Origin of the sequence: Micromonospora sp. WMMD737, assembly GCF_049179055.1 — a bacterium.
GTDB lineage: Bacteria > Actinomycetota > Actinomycetes > Mycobacteriales > Micromonosporaceae > Micromonospora > Micromonospora reichwaldensis.
Map to the genome: position 1 here is coordinate 5,406,870 of NZ_JBMHMH010000001.1, position 24,989 is coordinate 5,431,858.

Genomic DNA, 24,989 nt, shown 5'->3' on the forward strand with positions numbered 1-24,989 from the left:
CGTGGGCGCGATCACCGGAACGTTCAAGGGATTCGGTGTCACCTTCTCGCACATGTTCAAGAAGGTCGTCACCACCGACTACCCGTTCAAGCCGCCGGTGTCGGCGCCGCGCTACCACGGGCGGCACATCCTCAACCGGCACCCGGACGGGCTGGAGAAGTGCATCGGCTGCGAGCTGTGCGCCTGGGCCTGCCCGGCGGACGCGATCTACGTCGAGGGCGGCGACAACACCGACGAGCAGCGCTTCTCGCCGGGTGAGCGGTACGCCAGCATCTACCAGATCAACTACGCCCGCTGCATCTTCTGCGGGCTCTGCATCGAGGCCTGCCCGACCCGTTCGCTCACCATGAGCAACGAGTACGAGCTGGCCCGGGACAACCGGCAGGATCTGATCTTCACGAAGGAGCAGCTGCTCGCGCCGCTGCTGCCGGGCATGGAGCAGCCGCCGCACCCGATGCGCCTCGGTGACAGCGAGAAGGACTACTACGTCGGCGCGCTGACCAACCCGGGCACCTCGGCCGGCGCGGAGCACTCGGCCAACAACCCGGGCCGGTACCAGGTGGAGGAGCACCCCGGTGTGACCTTCCCGGGCGCCGAGCAGCACGCCCAGCGGGCGGCAGCCGCCAAGGGAGACGGAGCATGACCACGCAGACGGTGCTCGCCGCGGCGGGCGAGGTCTCCGGCGGGGAGCAGGTGACCTTCTGGATCCTGGCCCCGCTGGCGCTGATCGGCGCGATCGGCATGGTCGCGGCGCGCAACGCCGTGCACTCGGCCCTCTGGCTGGTGCTGACGATGCTCTGCCTGGGCGTCTTCTACGTCCTGCAGGCCGGGCCGTTCATCGGCATGGTGCAGATCATCGTCTACACCGGCGCGATCATGATGCTCTTCCTGTTCGTGCTGATGCTGGTGGGTCGCGACGCCTCGGACTCGCTGATCGAGACGCTGCGCGGCCAACGGGTCGCGGCGGTGGTGCTCGGGCTCGGCTTCGCCGGCCTGGCCGGCGGCGGGCTGTGGCGCGCGCTGGAGGGCACCACGGCGGTCGGCCTGGAGCAGGCCAACGCCGAGGGCAACGTGCAGGGCATCGCCCGGCTGCTCTTCACCAAGTACGTCTTCGCGTTCGAGCTCACCTCGGCGCTGCTCATCACGGCCGCCATCGGCGCGATGGTCCTGGCCCACATCGAGCGGCGCAAGGAGGACAGGCTGGACCAGCCGAAGACGATGCGGGCGCGCTTCGCCCCGGGCAACTACCCGGGCCCGAAGCCCGGCCCGGGCGTCTACGCGACCTCCTCCTCCGTGGCCACCCCGGCCCGCCTGCCGGACGGCCGGCTGACCGAGCGGAGCACCCCGGAGATCCTGCCGGTGCGCGAGCTCGACGACCGGGAGACCACCCTGAAGGGGACGGAAAAGTGACGCCGGACTACTACCTGGTGCTGGCCGCGGTGCTCTTCACCATCGGCGCGGTCGGTGTGCTCATCCGGCGCAACGCGATCGTGCTCTTCATGTGCATCGAGCTGATGCTCAACGCGGCCAACCTGACGCTGGTCACCTTCAGCCGGATCAACGGTGACCTCAACGGCCAGATCATGGCGTTCTTCGTGATGGTGGTGGCGGCGGCCGAGGTCGTGGTCGGTCTCGCGATCATCATGGCGATCTTCCGGACCCGACGCTCCGCGAGTGTCGACGACGCCAACCTGCTGAAGTACTGAGGGGTCCTGCGGTGGGAACGATTCTGACGAACGCCCCGGCTGAGCCGGTGGGCACCGTCGCCTACGCGACGGCGGACGGGCTGCTGGGCAGCGTCTGGCTGCTGGTGGCGATTCCGCTGCTCAGCGCGGCGGTCCTGCTGCTGCTCGGCCGGCGGGCGGACCGCTGGGGGCACTGGCTCGGGGTGGCCGCCATCGGCGCCGCGTTCGTGCTGGGCCTGACCTACTTCCTCCAGCTGCGTGGCCTGGAGAACAAGTCGGTCGAGCTGAGCCTGTGGGACTTCATCACGGTCGGCGACCTGCGGGTGGACTTCGGTCTGCTCTTCGACCCGCTGGCCGCCGTCTTCGTGCTGCTGATCACCGGGGTGGGCTTCCTGATCCACCTCTACGCGGTCGAGTACATGTCGCACGACGCGGGACGTCGGCGGTTCTTCGCCTACTTCAACCTGTTCGTCGCCGCCATGCTGCTGCTGGTGCTCGGCAACAACTACGTGATGCTCTACTTCGGCTGGGAGGGCGTCGGTCTGGCGTCGTACCTGCTGATCTCCTTCTGGTACGAGCGGCCCAGCGCCGCCACCGCCGGCAAGAAGGCGTTCCTGATGAACCGGGTCGGCGACGCCGGCCTGGCGATCGGCATCTTCATCATGTTCGCCAGCCTCGGCACCACGCAGTACGACGAGGTGTTCAACGGGGTCGGCTCGCTGACCGCGACCACGGTGCTGGTGCTCGGCCTGCTGCTGCTGCTCGGCGCGACCGGCAAGTCCGGCCAGTTCCCGCTCCAGGCGTGGCTGCCGGACGCGATGGAGGGCCCGACCCCCGTGTCGGCGCTCATCCACGCCGCGACCATGGTCACCGCCGGCGTCTACCTGATCGCCCGCTCGAACCCGATCTTCTCGGCCAACTCCACCCTCCAGTTGGTGGTGGTGAGCGTCGGCGCGCTGACGCTGCTGATCGGCTGCATCATCGGCGCGGCCAAGGACGACATCAAGCGGGTGCTGGCCTGGTCGACGGTCAGCCAGATCGGCTACATGTTCCTCGGCGTCGGCCTCGGCGGTGGCGCCTACGCGCTGGCGATCGTGCACCTGCTGGCGCACGGCTTCTTCAAGGCCAACATGTTCCTCGGCGCAGGCTCGGTCATGCACGGCATGAACGACCAGGTCGACATCCGCCGGTTCGGCGGGCTGTCGAAGTACATGAAGGTCACCTGGATCACCTTCATGACGGGCTGGCTCGCGATCATCGGCATCCCGCCGTTGTCCGGCTTCTTCTCCAAGGAGCCGATCATCGTGGCGGCGTTCGAGCGGGACGACTGGACCGCCTGGCTCTTCGGCATGGCCGCGCTGCTCGGCGCCGGACTGACCGCGTTCTACATGACCCGGCTCTTCGTGCTCACCTTCCACGGGCCGAAGCGCTGGACCGAGGACATCGGGCACCCGCACGAGTCGCCGAAGCTGATGACCATTCCGCTGATCCTGCTGGCGGTCGGCTCGGTGGGCGCGGGTTGGCTGCTCTCCACCTCGGTGCCGGACTGGCTCACCGCCACGGCCGGGCTCGGTGCGGCAGAGGGGGAGCACCACGCGGTGCTCTCGCACACCGTGATCACGATCCTGTCGATCCTGGTCACCGTGCTCGGTGCCGGGCTGGCCTGGTTCCTGTTCCGGGGCGGCACGGCCACCGCGCCGCAGCCGGCCGGGGTGCTGGTCACCGCCGCGCGGAAGAACCTCTACACCGACACGGTCAACGAGGCGATCTTCGAGAAGCCGGGCATCTTCCTCACCCGGGCGCTGGTCTACCTCGACAACCGGGGCGTCGACGGGCTGGTCAACGGCCTCGCGGCGGGGATCGGTGGCGGCTCGGGTCGGCTCCGGCGGCTCCAGACGGGCTTCGTCCGGTCGTACGCCACCTCGATCCTGACCGGCGCGCTGCTGGTCCTGGCGGCGTTCCTGGCCGTCGAGGCGGGGTGGCTGGCGTGATCGACCTCTTCCAGGCGGCCGTCTCCGGCGGACCGCGCAGTGACGACGGAGGTAAGGCCGCATAATGTCCGACTTCCCGTTCCTCTCGGTGCTCACCGTGGCACCGCTGGTCGGCGCCCTGGTGGTGGCCTTCCTGCCGCGCAGCCGGCCGGAGCTGGCCAAGCAGGTGGCGCTCGGCTGGTCGCTGCTGGTGCTGGTGCTGTCGGTGGTCATGTGGGTGACCTTCGAGGTGGGTGGCGACCGCTTCCAGTTCCGTGAGTCCTACACCTGGATTCCGAACTGGGGCGTCAGCTTCACCTTCGCCGCCGACGGCATCGCGCTGGTGATGCTGATGCTGATCGCGGTGCTCGTACCGCTGGTGATCCTGGCGTCCTGGCACGACGCCGAGTCGTCCAAGCGGTCGGTGCCGGTCTACTTCGCCCTGCTGCTCGTCCTCGAGTGCACGATGATCGGCGTCTTCGCCGCCGCCGACGTCTTCCTGTTCTACGTGTTCTTCGAGGTCATGCTGGTGCCGATGTACTTCCTCATCGGCAGCTACGGCGGCCACCAGCGGCAGTACGCGGCGGTGAAGTTCTTCCTCTACTCGCTGGTCGGCGGTCTGTTCATGCTCGCCGCGGTGATCGGCCTCTGGGTCGTCGGCGGGAAGACCTTCGACTGGCAGGCGCTGTCCCAGGTGGACATCTCCACCGGCACGGAGCGCTGGCTGTTCCTCGGCTTCTTCCTCGCGTTCGCGATCAAGGCGCCGTTCTTCCCGTTCCACACCTGGCTGCCGGACGCCGGTGGCGCGGCCCCGGCGGGTGCGGCGGCGCTGCTCGTCGGCGTGCTCGACAAGGTCGGCACCTTCGGCATCCTGCGCTACTGCCTGCCGCTGTTCCCGGACGCGGCCAAGTGGTTCGCCCCGTGGGCGCTGGCGCTCGGCGTGATCGGCATCATCTACGCCGCGCTGCTGGCGGTCGGCCAGAACGACCTGAAGCGGCTGGTGTCCTACACCTCGATCGCGCACTTCGGCTTCATCGGGGTGGGCATCTTCGCCTTCACCACCCAGGCCGGCACCGGCGCGGTGCTCTACATGGTCAACCACGGGCTCGCCACCGGCCTGCTCTTCCTGGTGGTGGGCATGCTCATCGCCCGGCGGGGCTCGGCGCTGATCAGCGACTTCGGCGGCGCCGGCAAGCTGGTGCCGATCCTGGCCGGGGTGCTCTTCTTCGCCGGTCTGGCCTCGCTCGCGCTGCCCGGCACCGCGCCGTTCGTCTCCGAGTTCCTGGTGCTGATCGGCACGTTCACGGTGAACAAGCCGGTCGCGGTGATCGCGACGCTCGGCATCATCCTGGCCGCCGCGTACGTGCTGTGGATGGTGCAGCGCACCACCCAGGGCACGCTCAACCCGGCGCTCACCCAGATCGACGGCATGAAGCGTGACCTGAACCTGCGCGAGAAGTTCGTGGTCGCGCCGCTGATCGCGCTGATCGTGCTGCTCGGCTTCTACCCGAAGCCGGTCACCGATGTGATCAACCCGGCCGTGCAGGCGACCATGCAGGACGTCGGCCGGACCGACCCCGCCCCGACGTCGGGCGGAACCGTTCAGGAGGCGGCAAAGTGAGTGAGCTGCAACTCCCCGCGATCGACTACGCGGCGCTCGCGCCCACGTTGATCATGCTGGGTGCCGCTCTGCTGGGCGTGCTGGTCGAGGCGTTCGTGCCCCGCCGGCTCCGGCACGTGGTCCAGCTGACGATGGCCCTGCTGGCGGTGCTCGCCGCGCTGACCATGGTGGTGCTGGCGGCCGACGAGCGGAAGATCACGATCGGCGGGGCGATCGCGGTGGACGGGCCGACGCTCTTCCTCCAGGGCGCGATCCTGGTCCTCGCCGCGATGGCGCTGCTGCTCATCGGCGAGCGTTCGGTGGAGCGGGGCGGGGCGTTCGTCGCCCAGGCCGCCGTCACCGCCGAGTCGGCCGACGACCGGCGGCAGGCCGAGGGCAGGAACGGCCTCACCGAGGTCTACCCGCTGACCACGTTCGCGATCGGCGGCATGCTGATCTTCGTGGCGGCGAACGACCTGCTGACCATGTTCATCGCGCTCGAGGTCTTCTCGCTGCCGCTCTACCTGCTCTGCGCGCTGGCCCGCCGCCGGCGGCTGCTGAGCCAGGAGGCCGCGCTGAAGTACTTCATGCTCGGCGCGTACGCCTCGGCCTTCTTCCTGTTCGGTGTGGCCCTGATCTACGGCTTCACGGCGGGCATCCCGGGCCGGCAGGCGGGTGTCGACTTCGCCACCATCGACGCCGCTGTCGAGAACTCGCCGGCCAGCCCGGTGCTGCTCTTCGCCGGCATGGCGATGCTCGCCATCGGCCTGCTCTTCAAGGCGGCGGCGGCCCCCTTCCACGTCTGGACCCCGGACGTCTACCAGGGCGCGCCGACCCCGGTCACCGGTCTCATGGCCGCCTGCACGAAGGTCGCCGCGTTCGGCGCCCTGCTGCGGGTGTTCCACGTCGCGTTCGACGGGGCCCGGTGGGACTTCACCCCGGTCCTCGGCGTCGTGGCGGTGCTGACCATGCTGGTCGGCGCGGTGCTGGCCGTCACGCAGACCGACATCAAGCGGCTGCTGGCGTACTCCTCCATCGCCAACGCCGGTTACCTGCTGGTCGGCGTGCTGGCGCCGGGCGCCGACGGGATCTCCGGGACGATGTTCTACCTGGTCGCGTACGGCTTCTCGGTGCTCGCCGCGTTCGCCGTGGTGACCCTGGTGCGCGACGCCGACGGGGAGGCCACCCACCTGTCCCGCTGGGCCGGGCTGGGACGGCGCTCGCCGTTCTACGCGGGGATCTTCACCTTCATCCTGCTGGCCTTCGCCGGAATCCCGCTGACCAGCGGCTTCACGAGCAAGTTCGCGGTCTTCGGCCCGGCGCTCGAGGGCGGGCAGGCGTGGCTGGTGATCGCTGGCGTGCTGACCAGCATGGTGCTGGCCTTCCCGTACCTGCGGGTCGTGGTGATGATGTGGCTCTCCGAGCCCGGCGAGTCGACGCCGACCGTCGCCGTGCCCGGCGGGCTGACCTCGGCCGCGCTGATGATCGGCGTGCTCGCCACGCTGGTGCTCGGTGTGGCGCCCGCGCCGCTGCTCGACCTGGCCACCGGCGCCGCCGAATTTGTCAGATGACCGACGCTCACGCCCGCGGGGGCCGGTACGCCACGGCGTGCCGGCCCCCGCGCCGTATCCCCCGTCCCGGGCAGGTCGCAGGGGTGTGGCATGGTTGATGGCGTGGTGAATCCGGCTGGCGAGCGTTCAGGTGCCCCCGGGTCCGGCGGCCGTCGGACCAGGGTGAGCACGAGTCAGTTCGGCGCGCTCGGCCTCTATCTCGCCGATCCCCGCGTCGAGGCGTCCGTGCTGGGCCTGCTGGAGGGCGTCGAGTCCGAGCTGCGGGCGAGCGTGGCCAGCGCCGACCCGTTCGTCACGGAGGCCGCCCGGCACCTCGTGGAGGCCGGCGGCAAGCGGTTCCGCCCGCTGCTGGTGGCGCTGGGCGCCCAGTTCGGCGATCCCACGGGTCCGCAGGTCGTGCCGGCCGCCGTGGTGATGGAGCTCACCCACCTGGCGACGCTCTACCACGACGACGTGATGGACGAGGCCGCCGTGCGCCGGGGTGCGCCGAGCGCCAACTCCCGGTGGACCAACTCGGTCGCCATCCTCGTCGGCGACTACCTCTTCGCCCGCGCCGCCGACATCGCCGCCGACCTGGGCATCGAGGCCGTACGCCTCCAGGCGCGCACCTTCGCGCGGCTGGTGCACGGCCAGATCGCCGAGACCGTCGGCCCCCGCCCCGGCGACGACCCGGTGGCCCACTACCTCGACGTGATCGCGGGCAAGACCGGTTCGCTGATCGCCACGTCGGCCCGCTTCGGCGGCATGTTCGGCGGTGCCGCCCCGGAGCACACCGAGGCGCTGGCCGGCTACGGCGAGACCATCGGCGTGGCCTTCCAGCTCTCCGACGACCTGCTCGACATCGCCTCGGAGTCGGTGGAGTCGGGCAAGACGCCCGGCACCGACCTGCGCGAGGGCGTGCCGACCCTGCCGGTGCTCTACGCGCTCGGCTCGGACGACGCCGACGCCGCCTCGGTGCGGCTGCGGGAGATCCTGGCGACCGGGCCGCTGACCGACGACGACCTGCACGCCGAGGCGCTCGGCCTGCTGCGCGAGAGCCCGGCGCTCAAGCGGGCCCGGGAGACGGTCCGCAGCTACGCCGAGGACGCCCGGGAGCAGCTCTCGCCGCTCCCGCAGGGCCCGGCCCGCCGCGCCCTCGAATCCCTCTGCGACTACATCGCCGACCGCACCAGCTGACGCCCGACTGGCCTGCTAGCGGGGGGCGAGCAGGCGGCTGCCGGCGAGCATCAGGGCGGCGGCCAGCAGCATCGACCCGGCCGCCACGAGCCACATCACCGGGTAGCCGGCGTGCGCGGCCACGGCACCGAGGCCGAGCGGGCCGAGGCAGCCGCCCGCGTACACCCCGGTCTGGGTGACCGAGGTGGCGGCGGCCGGGGCCCGCGGGTGCAGCCGGACCACCGCGAAGGTCATCAGGCCCGGCCACGCCCAGCCCAGGCCGAAGCCGAGCAGCACGCCGGCCACCAGCGGCACCGGCCCGGCCGTCGCGAGCAGGCCGAGCCCGGCCGCGCCGACCACGAGCATGCCGGCGATGAGGGCGACGTGCCCGGTGGCGCGGCGGTCCGCGAGCCAGCCCACGACGACCCGGGCCGCCACGCAGACCGCGCTGCCCAGCGTCAGGGTCAGCCCGGCCAGCCCGGGGGGCAGGCCCCGGTCGGCGGAGGAGTCGACGACGAAGGTGCCGAGCGCGTTCGCGGCGGCAGCGGCGAACGTCCCGGCGGCCCCGACCACCACCAGGGCGGCGGTGGCGCGGCCGCCGCGGGTCGGGGCGGCCGTCCGGGCGGGGCGCGGCTCCCGCGCGGGTACGGCCGGCAACGCCGCCAGGGCCGCGCCGGCGGCCACGACGAACGCCCAGCGCCAGCCGGCCGTCAGCGCCACGGTCGGCACCGCCGCCCCGGCCAGCAGGGTGGCCACGGGGATGGCGGCCTCCTTCACCCCGAACGACAACCCCTGCCTGCGGGTCGGCACGTGCCGGGCGAGCGTGGCGTTGCTGGCGAGCTGACCGAGCGCGTTGGCGGTGCCGGCGAGCGCGAGCAGCCCGAGCAGGACCGGGTACGACCGGGCCAGCCCCGCCACGGCCAGCAGGCAGGCGGCGGAGAGCAGGATGCCGGCACGGGCCACCACGGTCGGCCCGTGCCGCTCGGCGAGGACGCCGGAGGGGACCGAGGCCAGCGCGCCCACGCCGAAGTAGACCGACACGGCCAGGCCCAGCCCGGCCGGCGAGAAGCCGAGGTCCTCGCCCATCTGCACGGCGAGCCCGCCGAGCAGGAAGACCGGCAGGACGCAGGCGATGGTGACGGCGACGGCCCCGGTCACGGCCCGCGCGGGCCGGGGCGGGGCCATGCCCGGGTCGGGCTGGAGCGCGATGTCGGTCATGGTCCGGCAAACCTACGCGAGCGGGGTTTTCGTCACGGAACGTGCCTGTCGAGCAACGCGACGTTCATGACGATCTGGCATCCTCCACCCGAACAGGCATTTCGAACGCGGCCTGTTTTTCATATGGTGTAAGTCCCCGGCGGCGGAGGTGGTTGTGCGCGACCCCTTGGCGGAACCTTCGGATCTCATCCGGAGCGTGTCCCGCGCGCTACGCGTGCTCGAGTCGGTCGGTCGCGCCCCGAAGGGGCTCACCGTCAAACAGATCGCCAGGCGCTGCGAGCTGACCGTGGCGACGACCTACCACCTGGTCCGCACCCTGGCCTACGAGGGCTACGTGATCCGTCGCGAGGACGGCACGTACATCGTGGGCCTGGAGGTGGCCGACCGCTACCGCGAACTGGTGACGGCGTTCCGGGGGCCGCCCGCGGTAGGGGAGAGCCTGCGCCGGGCCGCCATGGACACCGGCTACAGCCACTACCTGGGCCGGTTCGTGGGCGGCCAGGTGGCGGTCACGGCCGTGGCCGAGGGCCCACGCTCGCCGTACCTGGAGGACCTGGTGCCCGGGTTCGACGAGGGAGCGCACGCGACCGCCCTCGGCAAGGCGCTGCTCGCCACGATGACCGCCGAGCAGCGTTTCCGCTACCTGCGCGACTACGGCATGCGTCCGTTCACCGCCGCCACCCTGACCACCTCCGAGGCGTTCGAGGTCGACCTGGCCGCCGGGGACCGGCGGGGCATGCAGCTGGAGCTGGGGCAGTTCCGGCAGGGCGTGGCCTGCGCCGCGGTGCTGGTCAGCCCCGACAAGGACATGGAGCGTCGGGTCGTGCTGGCCTGCGCGCTGCCCGCCGGCGAGATGATGACCTCCGCCCGCGCGGTCCGGGCGAAGCTGCTGACCGTCGCCCGGACCATCGCCGACGGCCTGGCCGCCGACAGCTGACCCGCCCCCGCCCCGGTCGGGCCGCGACGACCGTGGCCCTCTCCCCGGCTGGGAGAGGGCCACGGTGGCGGTCCGGCGGCGGACCGCCCGACGGGTGGTCAGCTGCCGATCGGCCCGCCGTCCAGGCGCCAGGCGACCACCACGCCCGGCTTGGCGTAATCGCCGTCCGGCCAGTTCGAGGCCGGCTTCTCGACCGAGGCGCCGCTGAGCTCGCCCGGGTGCTGCACCGCCACGAAGACCGAGCGGTTGTCCCCGGTGATGAACGGGCCGCAGGCCTCCGCGCCCACCGGCACGGTGAGGAACTGCTTCAGGTGGCCCCGCTCCGGCCCCTCCACGGCCGTGGCGAAGAGGCCGTCGTTGCTGCCCAGCGCGTTGCCGTCCGTGGAGATCCAGAGGTTGCCGGTGGCGTCGAACGCCACGTTGTCCGGGCAGGAGATCGGGGAGACCTTCGTCTTGTCGTACCCGGCGAAGAAGGTCGACGGGTCCGCCGGGTCACCGGCGACGATCGGCAGCGACCAGGCGAAGGTCTCGCCGGCGTTGTCGCCACGGTCCTCGACCAGCTCCAGCACCTGGCCGTGCTTGTTCGAGTTGCGCGGGTTCGCCTCGTCGGCGGCCGGCTTGCCGGCCCTGCCCCGGTCGGTGTTGTTGGTCAGCGCCACGTACACCTTGCCGGTGAGCAGGCTCGGCTCGACGTCCTCCGGGCGGTCCATCTTGGTCGCGCCGACCTTGTCGCCGGCGAGCCGGGTGAAGGTGAGCACGTCGGCGGCGGTCATCCCGTCGACGTACGAGCGGTTGCCGCTGACCAGTTTGATCCACCGGCCCCGGCCGTCGAACGCCCCGTCGGAGGGGAGCTTGCCGGAACCGTCGATCTCGCCGGCGCTGCTCTGCTTCAGCTCGGCGACGTAGAGGGTGCCCGACTCCAGCAGGGTCAGGTTGTGCCGGCGGGCCACCCAGGAGTTGCCCTTCATGAACTTCTTGTCGGAGACGAACTTGTACAGGTAGTCGAACCGCTCGTCGTCGCCCATGTACGCGACCACGTGCCCGCTCTTCGCGACGATGACGTTCGCGCCCTCGTGCTTGAACCGGCCCAGCGCGGTGTGCTTGCGTGGGCGGCTCTCCGGGTCGTACGGGTCGATCTCGACGATCCAGCCGTGCCGGTTGGCCTCGTTCGGGTGCTTCGCCAGGTCGAACCGCTCGTCGGCGCGCTCCCACTTGCGGCTGCCGCTCGGGTAGCGGGTGGTGGTGGTGATGCCGTACCGGGCCAGCTTCGCCTTGGCCTCCTCGGCCACCGCGTCGCCGCCGACGAAGTACTGGTTGAAGTTCTCCTCGCCGGAGAGCACCGTGCCCCACGGGGTCACCCCGCCGGCGCAGTTGTTCAGCGTGCCGACGACCGTACGGCCCTTCGGGTCGGCGGCCGTCCGCAGGTGGGCCGAACCGGCGGCCGGCCCGGTCAGCTCGAACTTCGTGGCCAGCGCCGTGACCCGCCGGTTGTACGGCCGCCGGCCCTTGGTGACCGGCCGCCACTGCCCGGTGCCGTCGACCCGCTCCAGCTCCACCACCGACATGCCGTGCGCCGCCATCGCGATCCGCAGCTGCTCGACACTCAGCGCGTCCTGGCTGGTGAAGCCGGGGAACATGAGGTCCTCGTTGGTGTACTCGTGGTTGACCACGAGCAGCGCGCGCCGGCGCCCGTCCAGCGGCAGCACCCCGACGAAGTCGTTGTTGTAGCCGAACTGCCGGGCCTGGGCGGCGGCGCTCTGGGCGCGCACGTCGAACTCGGGGGCGCCCGGCACCACCGGGTCGCCCCAGCGCAGGACGACCGCGTGGTCGTACCCGTTGGGCACGACGAGGCTGTCGAGGGTGTTCGGCGGGACGGGCTTGAAGGTCAGCGCGCCGCTGCCGACGCCGCCGGCGGGGCGGTCGAAGCCGGCGGCCCCGGGGACGACGGGGGCGGCGGGGGCCGCCGCGGCGGGGGCGGCGCCGGCCACCGCGCCGCCGAAGCCGAGGACCAGCGCGCCGACCGCGCCGGCCCGGACCACGCCGCGCCGGGACACCTCGGCGTTCACCACGTCCCCGAAGTACGCGTTGTCGGACGTGTTGGGCACCGGGTGGTCGCACGCGTTGCCGCACCGGTAGAGACAGGTCATGGCGTCGCGGCTGCCGTGGCGGGTGGCGCCCAGCAACGGGAGCAGCCGGGGACGGTCGCTCATGGAAGGAGCCTCCTGATGGGGGTCGGTGCACGCCGGACCAGCCGCTGGCGTGCGTACCCGCCGGACGCTAGGAGGGCGCGGTGAGCGACCGTCGGCGGCGGCATGAACCGGGCGTGAACACCTCGGCCGGGGGTGCCACGGTGACCTGCGGCTGAACCGTTCGGGGCGGCGGCACGTATTCCCGTGCGAACGCCACCGCCGGACTCGCGCCGACAGCGAGGAGACCGCCATCAGCGACCACGACGCCCACCTGCTCCGCGCGCTGCACGACGAGCACGCGGAGGCGCTGTACGCGCACGCCCTGCGGCTGGTCAACGGCGACCGGCAGCGGGCCGAGGACCTGGTGCAGGAGACGCTGCTGCGGGCCTGGCGGCACCCGGAGGCGCTCGACCCGACGCGCGGCTCGATCCGGTCCTGGCTCTTCACGACCGCCCGCAACCTGGCCATCGACGCCTGGCGGCGCCGCTCCGCCCGGGTCGGGGAGGTCTACACCGACGAGCTGCCCGAGCCTCCCGAGGCCGTGGACGAGGCGGAACGCGCGGTGGAGGCGTGGACCGTGGCGGAGGCGCTGAACCGGCTCAGCCCCACCCACCGGGAGGTGCTGGTCGAGTGCTTCTACCAGGGGCGGTCGGTGGCGGAGGCGGCCTCCCGGCTGGGCGTGCCGCCCGGCACGGTCAAGTCCCGGACCCACTACGCCCTGCGCTCACTACGGTTGGTCCTGGCCGAGATGGGGGTGACGGAATGACCCGGTGCGAGTTCGCGCACGACGACGGCGCGTACGTGCTGGGTGCGCTGGCTCCCGCCGACCGGGTGGCCTACGAGCGGCACCTCGCCGGCTGCGTCGCCTGCCGGGAGGCGGTCGCCGAGATCGCCGTCCTGCCCGGGCTGCTCGGCCGGCTCGACCCGGCCGGGCTGGAGCAGTTCCTGCCGCCACCGGAGAACCCCCGGGTGCCCGAACTGCTCGCCGCCGCGCGGGAGCGCCGCCGCCGCGACCGGTCGGCCACCCGCCGCCGGTACGCCCTCACCGCGCTCGCGGCCGCCGTGGCGGCCCTGTTCGTCGGCGTCGGCACCGCCGCCCTGCTGCCCCGGGAGGCGGCCGGCCCGACCCCGGTCGAGGTGCGGATGGTCGCCATGCAGCCGGTCGCCGGCGCGGTGCCGGTGCACGCCGAGATCGCCCTCAACGGCACCGAATGGGGCACCGAGGTGCGGATGCGCTGCGGGTACGACGCGAAGGCCGGCTACGCCAAGGCGTACACCTTCCGGCTGGTGGCGCACGGCCCGGACGGCGCGACGGAGCAGATCGGTTCCTGGCTCGCCGCTCCCGGCGACGACCTGCGGATCACCGGCGCGACCCGGTTCACCGACGCGGAGCTGGTCCGGCTGGAGCTGCTGCGCGCCGACGGCACCCCCGTCCTCGTCCACGACGTCCGCTGACCCGCGCCGGTCAGCGCGGCGCGGCGACGGCCTCGGCCCGGCGGGCGGCGAGGGTGGTGGCGCGGGTACGGCGGGAGTTGCGGACGGCGTCGACGGTGAAGACGATCAGCGCGGCCCAGACCAGGGCGAAGCCGGCGACCCGGGCCGGCGGCATCGGCTCGTGGAAGATCAGCACCCCGCAGCCGAGCTGGAGGATCGGGGCGAGGTACTGGATCATGCCGAGACCGGTGAGCGGCAGCCGGTTCGCGGCCCCGGCGAAGAGCAGCAGCGGGATCGCGGTCGCCGCCCCCGCCGACACCAGCAGCAGGGTGTGCCCGACCGACACCTGCCCGAACGTGCCCTCGCCGGCGGCGGCGAGCCAACCCACGTACGCCAGCGCGGGCAGCGCCAGCACCGCCGACTCGACGAAGAGCCCCTCGGCGGCGGGCAGCCCGAGCTGCTTCTTGGCCAGGCCGTATCCGGCGAAGCTGAACGCCAGCACCAGCGCCAGGTACGGCAGCCGGCCGTAGTCGACGGTCAGCACGGCCACGGCCAGCCCGCCGATGCCGAGCGCCACCCACTGCGTGGGCCGCAGCCGCTCGCGCAGCACGGTGACGCCCAGCAGCACCACCACCAGCGGGTTGATGAAGTAGCCGAGGGCGGTCTCCACCACCCGGTCGGAGGTCACGCCGTAGATGTAGGTGCCCCAGTTCACCGCGATCAGCGCGGCGGCGACGCCGATGCCGGCCAGCGCCCGGGGCCGACGCAGCAGCGCCCGCAGGAAACCGACGTTGCGCATCGCCGCCAGCAGCAGGGCGACGAACACCACCGACCAGACGATGCGGTGGGCCAGGATCTCCAGCGGCCCCGCCGGGCGCATCAGCCGCAGGTAGAGCGGAAAGAACCCCCAGAGCAGGTACGCGACGAAGCCGTAGAGGTAGCCGAGGCGGAGTGGCGTCACGTTTCCACCGTAAGGGCCGGGAGGCCGCCCGGTTCCTTTCCGGTGACCGGACTCACCGGCTGGTCCCGCTGGTCGAGCTGCATCCAGCGGTGCGGATCGGTCATCGGGGCGAACCCGACCTTGGCGTACACCGCGTGGGCGTCGGCGGTGGCCAGCAGGATCCGGCGTACGCCCAGCTCGGCGAGGTGGTCGCGGACCGCCCCGGCCAGCCAGGTGCCCAGCCCCCGGCCGCGCTCGCCGGGGTCGACGTAGACGTCGCAGAGCCAGGCGAAGGTGGCCTGGTCGGTGACCACCCGGGCGACCGCGACCTGGCGGCCGTCACCCGGGCGGTAGACGCCGAACGGCACCGACCCGGCGAACGCCCGCGCCACCGTCTCCCGGTCCCGCCCGAGCGCCCAGTACGCGTCCGTGCAGAGCCAGTGGTGCACCAGGCCCAGGTCGATCCGGGCCGGGTCGGTGCTGAGCAGGTAGCCGTCGTCGCGGGTCAGGGTGAACATGTCCGCGACGCTAACCCGGCCACCCGGCCCGATCAGCGACCAATTCCCGCCTACTGGTCGGCCCGCCCCCCTGGTCGGGGCGGGTCAGTCCCGGTCCAGGACGGCCCCGAGGATCCAGGTGACGATGCCGACGAACAGCGCGCCGAGCACCGCCTCCGGCCAGAAGCCGTCGACGTGGAAGGGCAGCCCGGCCTGGTCGGCGATCCAGCTCGTGAGCAGGAACAGCAGCCCGTTGACCACCAGCGCGATCAACCCGAGGGTCAGCAGGTAGAAGCCGCAGCCGACGGTCTTGATGATCGGCTGGAGCACCGCGTTGACCACGCCGAAGATCACCGCGACGAGGACCAGCGTGACGACCGCCTCGCCGGCGGACGCCGACTCCAGCGTGATGCCCGGGATGAGCAGCGTGGCCAGCCAGAAGGCCAGCGCCGTGCTGCCCAGCCGGATCAGCAGCCCTTTGAGGAAACCCATGGCCGGATCGTGCCACGGACGGACAAGCTGCGGAAGCCGCGACCGCCGCCCCGGTCAGCGGCGGGACGGGCGGCCGATCAGCTGCGACTCGATCGGGGTGGGGGAGAGCAGCGCCCAGCGCAGCGCCCGCCGGTTGACCACCGCGACCATGTCGTCCCGGATCCGGGTCAGCCACTCCGCCGACCCGCCGAGCCCCAGCGCGGCGCCCGCCACGGCGGCCTCGGCCGGGTCGAGCGGTTGCAGCACGGCCAGGTCGGCGCGGCCCAGCGCGTCGGCGTCGGCGGGGGTCAGCTCGTCGCGCACCAGCAGCGTGGTCCGCCACGGGGATCCCGGCTCCGGCTCGGCGGGCGTGGGACCGGCGTCGACCACCACCAGCAGCGGGCGCAGCGGCGACCCCGGCTCGGCCACCGGGCGGCCCGGCGGCACCACCGGGATCATCGCGCCGGGGGTGCCGACGCCCCGGACGAACGGCTCCCACCCGCGCGGGCGGGCGGTCTGCACCACCACCCGGGCCCCGAGCGCCATGGCCCGCACCGCCACCAGCTGCGCCGCGCGTATCCCGCCGACCAGCATCACCCGGGTGCTCTCCGGCCGGAACAGCCGGACGGTCACCGCGCCGCCGTGCCGGTTCGTGCCGACCATCAGCCCCGCCTCGCCGAGGGTGAGCTCCAGGCTGTCGGGCGCCGGACCCGGCCCCACCGCGCCGGCCGCCGCGAGCGGCAGCGTGCCGGCCAACCCGGCGAGCTGCGCGCCGTCGAGCCGGTGCACCTCGCCGCCCACCTCGGCCATCAGCCGGCGCAGCGCCTGCGCCGCGACCGAGAGCTCCGCCGGGGTGGCGGCAGCCAGCCGTACGGTCAGCTCGGTCGGCACCGACGCGGGGTCTGCGCCGGCCCACGGCCCGACGCCGAGCGAGACGGTCGTCGCCGTCGCGGGCAGCGCGAGCAGCCGGGTCACCAGCCGCCGCCCGGCGTCGGTACGCGGGTCGGGCCAGCGGCGCAGCCGGAACGTGGTCTGGAGCAGGTCGCCCGCCCGGACCGCCTGCCAGGACTCCTGCGCGGGATGGTCGTCGTGGTGGGCCAGCTCCGCCAGCACCCGCAGCGTCGCGTGCTCGCCCAGCGGGCGGGCGGTGACGGGCCCGACCCGGCGCGCGATGCGGCGCACCGTTCCGGCGAGCGCCCGCCGCAGCTCCTCTCCCGTCCAGCCCTCGGCACGCAGCACCCGCACGGCGAGCACGGCCCGTTCCCGGCCGGCGAGCCGCCCGTCGGTGAGCTGCCGGTACGAGGTGGCGACGGCGCCGCCACCCGCGCCGACGGTCGGCGCCGGAGAGCCCGTCAGGAGGAGCTGGAGCCGCACCGGGGGGCCGTCCGGCGCGGCGGCCGGCAGCAGGGAGGCCGGGGCGGGCAGCGCGCGGGGAGCGTCGCCGAGCAGGTCGGCCGGATCGCCGACCTCCAGCACGGCCACCATGCCGGCGGCGTCGTCCAGCACGGCGGCCGGCGTGCCGGCCAGCTCGGCGGGACGCACCACCGCGCCCGGGTCGACGAGGTCCAGCAGGGCCGCCGGGCCGGCGGCCGGAGGCAGGGCGCGGCGGCGGGTGGCGTAGCCCAGGCCCGTGGTCAGCCACTCGAAGAGCCACCGCCCCCGCAGCCGCACCCAGGCCAGGGGCAGCAGCAGCGCGGCCACCCCCACGGCGGCCAACGTCACCAGCACGCCCCGGCCGACGGCCGCGACCACGGCGGCCACCGCCACCTGCGTGGCGACGACCTGACCGGCCCGGACACCGGCGCCCCTCCGCCGGCCGGCCGGGTTCCGCGACGGCGGCAGGGTGGCCGGGGTCGCCGGCGCGCCGGCCACGGTGCCGGACGGATCAGCCGGGCCGGTCGGGCCAGCCAGGCCGGTCGGGCCAGCCGGGCCGGACGTGCCGGTCAGGCCGATCGGGCCAGCCAGGCCGGGCGGACCGGGCGACCCGGGCGGCGCCGGCACGAGGGGCGCGGCGATCGGGCGGGGATCGTGGCCCGGGGCCGGCCGGTGCGGGCCCGGACCGGTGGTCACCGTCACCGCGCCTCCTTGACCGGTCACTCGCCGCGACATCGACGCCGCCCATCGTAAGGGGAGCGTCCGGCGGGATGGGGGCCGCGGTCGTCCACAGGGGATGCCCACGGGGTAGCAGAACCGCGACGGTACGGCTACCGTCAGCGACGAGTTTCGCTGACCCCGCGCCCGCCACGCTCGACGTCCGGGCGGCGCGAGCGGCGCGCCCGGTGGGCGGGTGCGCCCACGGCCAGCCACGACCGAGGAGACGAGGTGACGTCCCGGGTGTCCCAGACCCAGGCAGAAGCAGCGGTGATGCAGCAGACCGCCGCGAAGTTCGAGCAGGTCGACCAGTCCCTGCAGTCCATGCTGAGCAGCCTGATGGCCGAGTTGGAGGTGTTGCAGCAGGCCTGGCGCGGTGCCGGCGGGCGCTCGTTCGAGCAGGTCAAGCAGCAGTGGGCACAGGACCAGGCGGCGCTTCAGCGGGCGCTGCGGGAGACCGCCGGCACCGTCCGCACGGCCGGCCGGCACTACGACGTCTCGGACGCCGAGGCCGCCAGCCGGGTGTCCACCACCAACCGCGGCGGCATCCAGCTGCCGCTCTGACCCGGTCTCGGGGGAGGAGACATCCGATGGACGGTGTACTGGTCGTCAACTTCGCCGCCCTGCAACAGGCGAGCGCGGACATCCAGAAGGCGCTGAACGCGCTCGACTCGCAGCTCGGGCAGCTCGAACGGGACGCCGCCCCGCTCGTGGCGAGCTGGTCCGGCGAGGCCCTCCAGGCCTACGAGCAGCGGCAGCGCCGCTGGCGGTCGGCCTCGCAGGACCTCCAGGTCATGCTGCGCGACATCAAGCTCGCGGTGGACGACTCCGCCGCCGACTACCTCGACACGGAGAAGAAGAACGTCGGCCTGTTCCAGTAGGCCCCGCCCGGTGGTGGCGTCGATCGTGAGCCGGTCGGCGCCACCATCGGCCGTTCCGGGCAGCGCGACCGCCGACGGTGGCCGACCCCGGACGTGACGGTCGCAGCGCGCCGGCCGGGTCAGGCGGGGCGACGGTTGCAGACCGCCGGCCGGGTCAGGCGGGGCGACTGCCGTAGACCGTCGGCCGGGTCAGGCGGGGTCGGCCGGCCTCCAGCGGCGGCGGGCCCCGCGCGGCACGACGAGCGCCAGCAGCGCCGCCAGGGCCACCACCGCCCCGCTGACCCCCGCCACCAGCAGCGCCCGGTCCCGCGCCGTCGCCCGGCGGGCCCGCTGCGCCAGCACCGCCGGTTCGGCCCGGTCGTCCGCGAGCGCGCTGACCTGGCGCGCCCGCTCCGACGTTCCCCCGGTCTCGGTGACCGCCCGGTACGGGTTCAGCACCCCCGCGCCGTACCCGCCGCCCCGACCGTCACCGGGGGCAGGATCGGCGGTCGCCACGATCCGCTGCGCCACCTGCGACGCGCTCAGCTCCGGCCGGTACTGGCGCAGCAGCGCGGCGGTGGCCGCCACGAAGGGCGCCGCGTAGCTGGTCCCCTCGGCCCGGTGGTGGCCCTCGCCCGGGGCGGCCATCAGCACGTCGCTGCCCGGGGCGACCAGGTCGACGTACGAGCCGGTCTGGGAGAACGGTGCCCGTGCCCCGTCCGCCCCGATCGCGCCCACCCCGAGCACCCCGTCGTACGCGGCCGGGTAGGGCCGGGGGTCACCGGCGTCGTGCAGGTTCCCGGCGGCGGCCACCACGACCACGTCCCGGTCGACCGCGTAGCCGATCGCGGCCCGCACCGCCGGGTCGTCCGCGTACAGGACGACGGAGAGGTTGAGCACGTCGGCGTCGTGGTCGACCGCCCAACGGACGGCGCGGGCGAAGTCCCCGGCGCTGACCGTGCGCCCCGACTCCCGCCCCTCGACCACCTGCTGCTCGCTGACCCGTACCGGCAGGATCCGGGCGCCCGGGGCCAGCCCACGGAACGCCGTGCCGTCGCGGGGGGCGGCGGCGATGATGCTCGCCACGCCGGTGCCGTGGCCGGCGCAGTCCCGGCTGCCGTCGCCGCCCGGGTCGAGCAGGTCGGTGCCGTCGAGCACCCGGCCGGCCAACTGCGGGTGCCGCCGGTCCACCCCCGAGTCGATCACCGCCACCGTCACCCCGGCGCCGGTGGCGAGCGGTGCCAGCCGCTCCGGTGCGTACCGCTGCTGGGGCCAGGGGCGCGCGGACACCGGCCGGACCGGGGCGAGGGGCGAGGCGCAGCCGGGGGCCGCACGCGCGGCGGTCGGCGCGGACGCGGACCAGCCGGCCGGCACCGGGCCGGGGGCGGGCCCGGCCGGGCGACCGGCGATCGTGGGGGCGGCCGGGACGGCCGTCAGCAACGCCGTCGTGAGGGCGGCGAGGAGCGGGCGTGAGGGGGACCGGGACATCGACCGCCTCCGTATCGTGTCGACTCCGGAACGGGATGTTAGCGCCTGTGGCGGCCCCGGGCGCACCGCCGCCGGCCAGCGATTGTGATCTTGCTTCTACCTTGTAGGTTGTACGCGATACCTATGGCCTGTGCGCGGGAGGAGGGGTGGCCGTGACCGAGTGGGAGCCGGCCACCGACGCCGAAGCGGCGATGCGGGACGCGCTACGCGCCAACGACCAACAGCTCTACTTCCGCGTCCTGGCCCGGACCGAACTGCTGCTGCCGGTCTCCGCCGAGGCGCTCGCGGGGACGGCGCCGGTGGGCTGGGGCACCTGGAGCACAGGTGGCCGCACCCACGTGTTGGCGTTCACCTCTTCAGCGGCGGTACGCGCCTGTCTCGGCGAGCACGGCGGTGCCGTCCGGCGCATCTCGTACGCCGATCTGTCCGACAGCTGGCCCAACCACGAGTGGTGGCTGGCGGTCAATCCGGGGCTGCCCATCGAGGGCTACCTGCCGGCCTGGTTCGTCGCCCAGCTCTCCCGGGGCGACGTCCGGCTGCCCGGCCGCACCATGGGTGCGCGGGCCCGGCTGGAACGCGTGGAGACGGCCGCCCGGGCGAGGGCCCAGGCCGCCGGTCAGGACACGCCGGGCGGGCCGACCACCGGTGTGGCCCGGCCCGACGGCACGCTCCGACCCGAGCCGACAGCCACGCCGGCCACCGGCCGGATCCCCGCCTCCGCCCGACCCGGCCCGGCCCACCCGCTCGTCCCGCCCACGCCCCCGGCGGACCATGTGGATGCGCGGCGTGGCGACCCGACGGCCGGCGGACCCGCCCGGTTCGACGCCGTGGCGGCCCCCGACCGGCTCCCGCCGCCGCGCCCCGCGCCGCTCACCGAGCGCCCGAGGGGCTTGCCGACGCCCGACGCCCACCCCTCGCCGTCGACGAACGGTCGCCCGGCCGGGGATGCCCCGGAGCGGCCGAACCGGTCGTTCTTCGAGCCGGCCTCCGGTCGCGCGGCCGCCCACCGGCAGGAGGCGCTGCGCTCGGGCGAGCGGGCCGTTCCGCCGTCCCGCCTCGCCCCCGGCAGCCAGCCGTTCCCCCGCCGCCGGCCGCTCGGGGAGCCGGTACCGGGGGAGGCGACCCACCCGATCCCGAGCGCCCCGACGGGAGCGGAACCCACCCACGCCTTCACGGTGCCCGCAGGCGAGCCGACCCATGCCTTCGCGGAGCCGACCCGCGCCTCCGCGGAACCGACCCACGCGTTCACGGCGCCCGCCGGCGAGCCGACCCGCGCCTTCACGTCGCCGACCGCGGAACCGACCCACGCCTTCACGGCGCCCGCCGGCGAGCCGACCCGCGCCTTCACGTCGCCGACCGCGGAACCGACCCACGCCTTCACGACGCCCGGCGCGGAACCCACCCGGGCCTTCGCGATGCCCGGAGGTGAGGCCACGCAGGTGCTGCCGCCGCGCGGGCCCGGCGAGGACGCCACCCGGGACCTCCGGGGCCCCGCCCCGGATCCCGGGCCGCCACCACCGGCGTACGGCGCAGACCGACCGCAGCCGGCCGAGGACCTCACCCAGGCGCTGCCGCGCCGGCAGACCACCCCCGAACCGGTCGGGCCGGAGCCGGTGGCGGACGCGGAACCGGTCTCCGGGCCACCCGCTCCCCGACGCGGGTTCACGCCCATCGTCATCGAGGGCACCGTCATCGAGTCGCGGGACCTCACCGGGCCGCCCGCCCCCGAGCCGGCCCCGCCCGCCGAGGAGACCGTCTCGCTGTTCGAGCCGGTCCGGCGCCGCCGGGAACCGGTGACCGCCGACCCCGCACCGCCCCCGCCCGCCCACCCGTCGTCGCCCGCCGACACCGTGCGGTCCGCCGCCCCGTCGTGGTCCGGCGACGCGACGGTGTCCCTGGATCCGACCGTGTCTCTCGATCGGACGCAGCCGGTGGTGTCGTCGGGGTCGGGCGACGCGACGGTGTCCCTGGATCCGACGGTGTCCCTGGATCGGACGCAGCCGGTCGTGTCGGGCGACGCGACGGTGTCCCTGGATCCGACCGTGCCTCTCGATCGGACGCAGCCGGTGGTGTCGTCGGGGTCGGGCGACGCGACCGTGTCCTTGGACCCGACGGTGTCCCTGGACCGGACGCAGCCGGTCGTGTCGTCGGGCGACGCGACCGTGTCCCTGGACCCGACCGTGTCCCTGGACCCGACCGTGTCCCTCGATCCCCGTCCGCCTGCCGACGCGGCGTGGCCCGGGGACCCGACCGTGTCCCTCGGATCCGGGCCGCCCGCCGACGCGTGGTCCGGGGACCCGACGGCGCCGACCAGCGTCGCCGCGTCCGCACCGGCGACGGACGGCGCCGCCCGGCAGGGGACCGCGACCGACGCCGGCGTCCCCGACGCCGGACCGGCGGAGGCCCCCGGCCCGCCGGTCGGCGGCGAGCCGGTCACCGCGCCCCTGACCGGGAGCGCGGACGTGTCGTCGGGTGCCGGTTCCGTGCCGGTCGGCTTCGAGCCGGCCAACGAGGTCGAGGAGAACCTGCTCGACGCCGCCGGCGCCGGCAGCACCGACACCTTCCTGTCCACCCTGCTGCTGGCCCGCGTGCTGCTGCCGGTGGCGGCAGACTCCGCGGCGGGCAGCCGGCCCGGCGAGCCCGGCTTCGTCTGGCGTACGGAGGAACTCGACGGCGAGACGTTCGTGGTGGTGCACACCTCGCCGGAGCGGCTGGCCGACCACACCGACGCGACCGTCGAGACCATCGAGGTGAAGTTCGTCCAGTTGATCCGCCGCTGGCCGGACGAGTCCTGGTCGTTCGCGGTCAACCCGGGCACGCCCGTCGGGGCGAAGCTGCCCGGTGAGCAGATCGTCGGGCTGGCCAACTGGGCGGCGGAGGTGGGGCTCGGTGACGACACCGAGACCGAGCCGCCCGCCGCCGAGGAACCGGTGAGCCGGCCCCGCTACGCCCCGCCCGCGCCCGACCCGGCGCGCCCGATCGTGATGCAGAAGGCGGTCGCCCCCAGCCAGCTCGCGTACTACCTGGAGCGGGGCTACGACCGGGTCTCCGGCTTCGTGCACCGGGCCGGCGAGCTGGCCCACCTCAACACCCCGGCCCAGCTGCACGACGCGCTCGGCCTGGGCTACCCCGATTCCCCCTTCGCCCGCGACGCCGGCGAGATCTACGTGTTGCGCTGGCCGGCGCACCGGCCGAGCCTCTACCGCATCCCGTACGGGGGGCAGAACGAGGCCGCCATGCGGGCCATGGAGGGCTGGGTCATCGAGCGTCCGCCGTTCCGGGGCAACGGGTTCGCGCCGGGCGAGAGCAGCGACGTGGTGGCGGAGTTCAAGGTGGACAGCGCCCGGCTGCCGCACGGCGCGCAGCTGTGGCGGATCGGCGCGGACGGCACCGAACGGGTGGTCGCCATCCTCGACACGGACGCGCTGCGGTGGCGACAGGTCGGTGAGCAGTGACGCGCGACGGCTACGTGGCCCGCTGGAAGGGCCGGGAGTACCAGGCGAGCCCGGACGGCGACGACGTCCGGCTCTACCAGCCGGAACCGGGCGAGGGCTTCGAGGAGATCCGCCCCGGCCGCTACGTCCGGGTGCTGCCGGCCACCGAGCTCGACGACCTGGCGTACGTGCGGACCACCTGCACCTGGCAGGGGCAGCCGTTCATCGTCCTCGGCGAGCACGACGGCTGGCTGCGGGTGGAGTACACGGGCGGACGCTGGCCGGTGGCCCGGGCGATGGGGCTGGAGGTCTTCGACTTCGGCGTCTACCAGGGCTGGGCGCCCGCCGCGGAGGTCGCCGACCTGCGCGAGCAGCGGGTCTGACTCAGGACTTCGCCCAGCGCAGGACCTCGCCCAGCACCAGGTCGCCGGCCTCCACGTGCGGGAAGTGCCCGATGTCGTCCAGGAGCCGCCACTCGTACGGCGCCACCACGTACCGGCCGGAGCCCTGGGCGGTACGCGGCAGGGAGGCCTCGTCGAGCGCGCCGTGCAGCTGGAGGGTCGGCGTGACCAGCGGCTTCTGCATCAGCCGGACGAAGCGGTAGCCGTGCAGGCGGAGCACCGAGCGGAACGCCCAGCGGTAGCCCTCCAGGGCGCAGAACGCCGCCTGCGGGATGCGCATCGCCTCCCGGCACCGCTGGGCGTACGCCTCGAAGCCCGGCCCGTCGGCCCAGCGCGGCCCGCCCCAGCGGCGCAGCATCTCCTCGACGGCCGCCGCGTCGTCGCGGGTCAGCACGTGCTCGTAGCGGGGCAGCTGGAACTTCAGGGTGGGCGTGGCGGCGGCGAACTGCCCGCGCGGGTCGGCGAAGATGGCGGCCCGCAGCCGCAGCGGGTGGGGGGCGCCGAGCACCACCAGCCGGCGGACCAGCGACGGATGGAACGACGCCACCGTCCACGCGATCATGCCGCCGACGCCGGTGCCGACCACGGTGGCGGAGCGCTCGCCGAGGGCCCGGATCAGCCCGGCGACGTCGGCCGCGAGGGTGTAGCCGTCGTACCCCCGGGGCGGCTTGTCGCTGGCGCCGTAACCCCGCAGGTCGACCGCGACGGCGCGGAAGCCGGCGTCGGCGACGGCCGGCAGCATCTCGTGCCAGGCCCACCAGTGCTCGGGGAAGCCGTGCAGGAAGAGCACCATCGGGCCGGTGCCGGCCTCCACGACGTGGAAGCGACTGCCGTTGGCGCCGACGAACCGGTGCGTCCACGGCCCCTCGGTGAGGACGCAGGACTCGTCGACGGGCCCGCCGCGCTGCTCGGTCATGGCAGACAGCCTAGGACCCCGGTGCCGGTCACCTCCGACGCCGACCCACGGCGTGGTCGGGATCGCTCGCGAAGCTCCCGGCCCCGCCTGGCGGCGCTGGGGCCACCGTCCGCCGTGCTGTCGGGTCGGTGG

Annotated in this window: 22 protein-coding genes; 14 read left to right on the plus strand and 8 right to left on the minus strand. The window is 74.1% G+C overall.

Annotation, left to right across the window (positions count from 1 at the left end; translation table 11 throughout):
* The first annotated feature begins 1 nt into the window (after position 1).
* The 7 genes from nuoI to ACN27A_RS23975 all read left to right on the plus strand — a co-directional run bounded on the left by nuoI (position 2) and on the right by ACN27A_RS23975 (position 8,002).
* Positions 2–643, plus strand: coding sequence for an NADH-quinone oxidoreductase subunit NuoI (gene nuoI / locus ACN27A_RS23945; RefSeq protein ID WP_132232108.1), 642 nt, complete (start codon positions 2–4; stop codon positions 641–643).
* Complete coding sequence (locus ACN27A_RS23950) at positions 640–1,410, plus strand: NADH-quinone oxidoreductase subunit J (protein WP_421456917.1); 771 nt, start codon at positions 640–642, stop codon at positions 1,408–1,410. The genes nuoI and ACN27A_RS23950 overlap by 4 nt, the downstream gene beginning before the upstream one ends.
* Complete coding sequence (gene nuoK, locus ACN27A_RS23955) at positions 1,407–1,706, plus strand: NADH-quinone oxidoreductase subunit NuoK (protein WP_132232104.1); 300 nt, start codon at positions 1,407–1,409, stop codon at positions 1,704–1,706. The genes ACN27A_RS23950 and nuoK overlap by 4 nt, the downstream gene beginning before the upstream one ends.
* An 11-nt stretch (positions 1,707–1,717) precedes the next feature.
* Positions 1,718–3,676 (plus strand): NADH-quinone oxidoreductase subunit L, encoded by a 1,959-nt coding sequence (nuoL, locus tag ACN27A_RS23960; RefSeq protein ID WP_421456918.1) that lies wholly within the window; start codon positions 1,718–1,720, stop codon positions 3,674–3,676.
* A gap of 64 nt (positions 3,677–3,740) precedes the next feature.
* The gene (locus ACN27A_RS23965; RefSeq protein WP_132232102.1) at positions 3,741–5,276 is read left to right on the plus strand and encodes an NADH-quinone oxidoreductase subunit M; all 1,536 of its coding nucleotides are present in this window, start codon (positions 3,741–3,743) and stop codon (positions 5,274–5,276) included.
* Positions 5,273–6,826 (plus strand): NADH-quinone oxidoreductase subunit NuoN, encoded by a 1,554-nt coding sequence (gene nuoN, locus ACN27A_RS23970; protein ID WP_421456919.1) that lies wholly within the window; start codon positions 5,273–5,275, stop codon positions 6,824–6,826. Before ACN27A_RS23965 ends, nuoN begins: the two co-directional genes overlap by 4 nt.
* A gap of 90 nt (positions 6,827–6,916) precedes the next feature.
* The gene (locus ACN27A_RS23975; protein WP_421456920.1) at positions 6,917–8,002 is read left to right on the plus strand and encodes a polyprenyl synthetase family protein; all 1,086 of its coding nucleotides are present in this window, start codon (positions 6,917–6,919) and stop codon (positions 8,000–8,002) included.
* 15 nt (positions 8,003–8,017) lie between these two features.
* Here the strand turns inward: ACN27A_RS23975 and ACN27A_RS23980 are convergent, their stop codons facing one another.
* Positions 8,018–9,199, minus strand: coding sequence for an MFS transporter (locus ACN27A_RS23980; RefSeq protein WP_421456921.1), 1,182 nt, complete (start codon positions 9,197–9,199; stop codon positions 8,018–8,020).
* A 154-nt stretch (positions 9,200–9,353) separates the two neighbouring features.
* On the opposite strand from ACN27A_RS23980, the gene ACN27A_RS23985 reads away from it, so the two are divergent.
* On the plus strand, positions 9,354–10,136 hold the full coding sequence (locus ACN27A_RS23985) for an IclR family transcriptional regulator (protein ID WP_421456922.1): 783 nt from the start codon (positions 9,354–9,356) through the stop codon (positions 10,134–10,136).
* A 98-nt stretch (positions 10,137–10,234) separates the two neighbouring features.
* On the opposite strand, the gene ACN27A_RS23990 is transcribed toward ACN27A_RS23985, so the two are convergent.
* Complete coding sequence (locus ACN27A_RS23990; RefSeq protein ID WP_421456923.1) at positions 10,235–12,346, minus strand: PhoX family protein; 2,112 nt, start codon at positions 12,344–12,346, stop codon at positions 10,235–10,237.
* 250 nt (positions 12,347–12,596) lie between these two features.
* On the opposite strand from ACN27A_RS23990, the gene ACN27A_RS23995 reads away from it, so the two are divergent.
* Positions 12,597–13,091 (plus strand): sigma-70 family RNA polymerase sigma factor, encoded by a 495-nt coding sequence (locus ACN27A_RS23995; protein WP_255474788.1) that lies wholly within the window; start codon positions 12,597–12,599, stop codon positions 13,089–13,091.
* Complete coding sequence (locus ACN27A_RS24000; protein ID WP_421456924.1) at positions 13,088–13,780, plus strand: anti-sigma factor family protein; 693 nt, start codon at positions 13,088–13,090, stop codon at positions 13,778–13,780. The genes ACN27A_RS23995 and ACN27A_RS24000 overlap by 4 nt, the downstream gene beginning before the upstream one ends.
* 10 nt (positions 13,781–13,790) lie before the next feature.
* Here ACN27A_RS24000 and rarD read toward each other — a convergent pair whose 3' ends face one another.
* From rarD to eccE, 4 genes are all read right to left on the minus strand, one after another.
* Positions 13,791–14,720 carry an EamA family transporter RarD gene (rarD, locus tag ACN27A_RS24005; protein ID WP_421456925.1) on the minus strand — a complete coding sequence of 310 codons (930 nt, stop codon included), beginning with the start codon at positions 14,718–14,720 and terminating at the stop codon, positions 13,791–13,793.
* On the minus strand, positions 14,717–15,217 hold the full coding sequence (locus tag ACN27A_RS24010) for a GNAT family N-acetyltransferase (RefSeq protein ID WP_421456926.1): 501 nt from the start codon (positions 15,215–15,217) through the stop codon (positions 14,717–14,719). Before ACN27A_RS24010 ends, rarD begins: the two co-directional genes overlap by 4 nt.
* Positions 15,218–15,301: 84 nt before the next feature.
* Positions 15,302–15,688, minus strand: coding sequence for a phage holin family protein (locus ACN27A_RS24015; protein WP_421456927.1), 387 nt, complete (start codon positions 15,686–15,688; stop codon positions 15,302–15,304).
* A 54-nt stretch (positions 15,689–15,742) separates the two neighbouring features.
* A complete protein-coding gene (gene eccE / locus ACN27A_RS24020) occupies positions 15,743–17,578 on the minus strand; it encodes a type VII secretion protein EccE (RefSeq protein WP_421458576.1) in 1,836 nt (611 codons plus the stop codon).
* A gap of 423 nt (positions 17,579–18,001) precedes the next feature.
* Between eccE and ACN27A_RS24025 the strand changes: the two genes are divergently transcribed.
* Positions 18,002–18,322, plus strand: a complete 321-nt coding sequence (locus ACN27A_RS24025) for a WXG100 family type VII secretion target (RefSeq protein WP_421458578.1) — start codon at positions 18,002–18,004, stop codon at positions 18,320–18,322.
* 26 nt (positions 18,323–18,348) lie between these two features.
* Entirely contained in the window at positions 18,349–18,639 is a 291-nt protein-coding gene (locus ACN27A_RS24030; RefSeq protein WP_132232078.1) for a WXG100 family type VII secretion target, read from the plus strand.
* 189 nt (positions 18,640–18,828) lie between these two features.
* Here ACN27A_RS24030 and mycP read toward each other — a convergent pair whose 3' ends face one another.
* On the minus strand, positions 18,829–20,106 hold the full coding sequence (gene mycP, locus ACN27A_RS24035) for a type VII secretion-associated serine protease mycosin (RefSeq protein WP_421456928.1): 1,278 nt from the start codon (positions 20,104–20,106) through the stop codon (positions 18,829–18,831).
* Positions 20,107–20,258: 152 nt separating this feature from the next.
* Here mycP and ACN27A_RS24040 point away from each other — a divergent pair, with 152 nt between their 5' ends.
* The gene (locus ACN27A_RS24040) at positions 20,259–23,561 is read left to right on the plus strand and encodes an SseB family protein (protein WP_421456929.1); all 3,303 of its coding nucleotides are present in this window, start codon (positions 20,259–20,261) and stop codon (positions 23,559–23,561) included.
* A complete protein-coding gene (locus tag ACN27A_RS24045; protein WP_101413782.1) occupies positions 23,558–23,923 on the plus strand; it encodes a hypothetical protein in 366 nt (121 codons plus the stop codon). The genes ACN27A_RS24040 and ACN27A_RS24045 overlap by 4 nt, the downstream gene beginning before the upstream one ends.
* A gap of 1 nt (position 23,924) precedes the next feature.
* On the opposite strand, the gene ACN27A_RS24050 is transcribed toward ACN27A_RS24045, so the two are convergent.
* Positions 23,925–24,857, minus strand: a complete 933-nt coding sequence (locus tag ACN27A_RS24050; RefSeq protein WP_421456930.1) for an alpha/beta fold hydrolase — start codon at positions 24,855–24,857, stop codon at positions 23,925–23,927.
* Between the last annotated feature and the right edge of the window lie 132 nt (positions 24,858–24,989).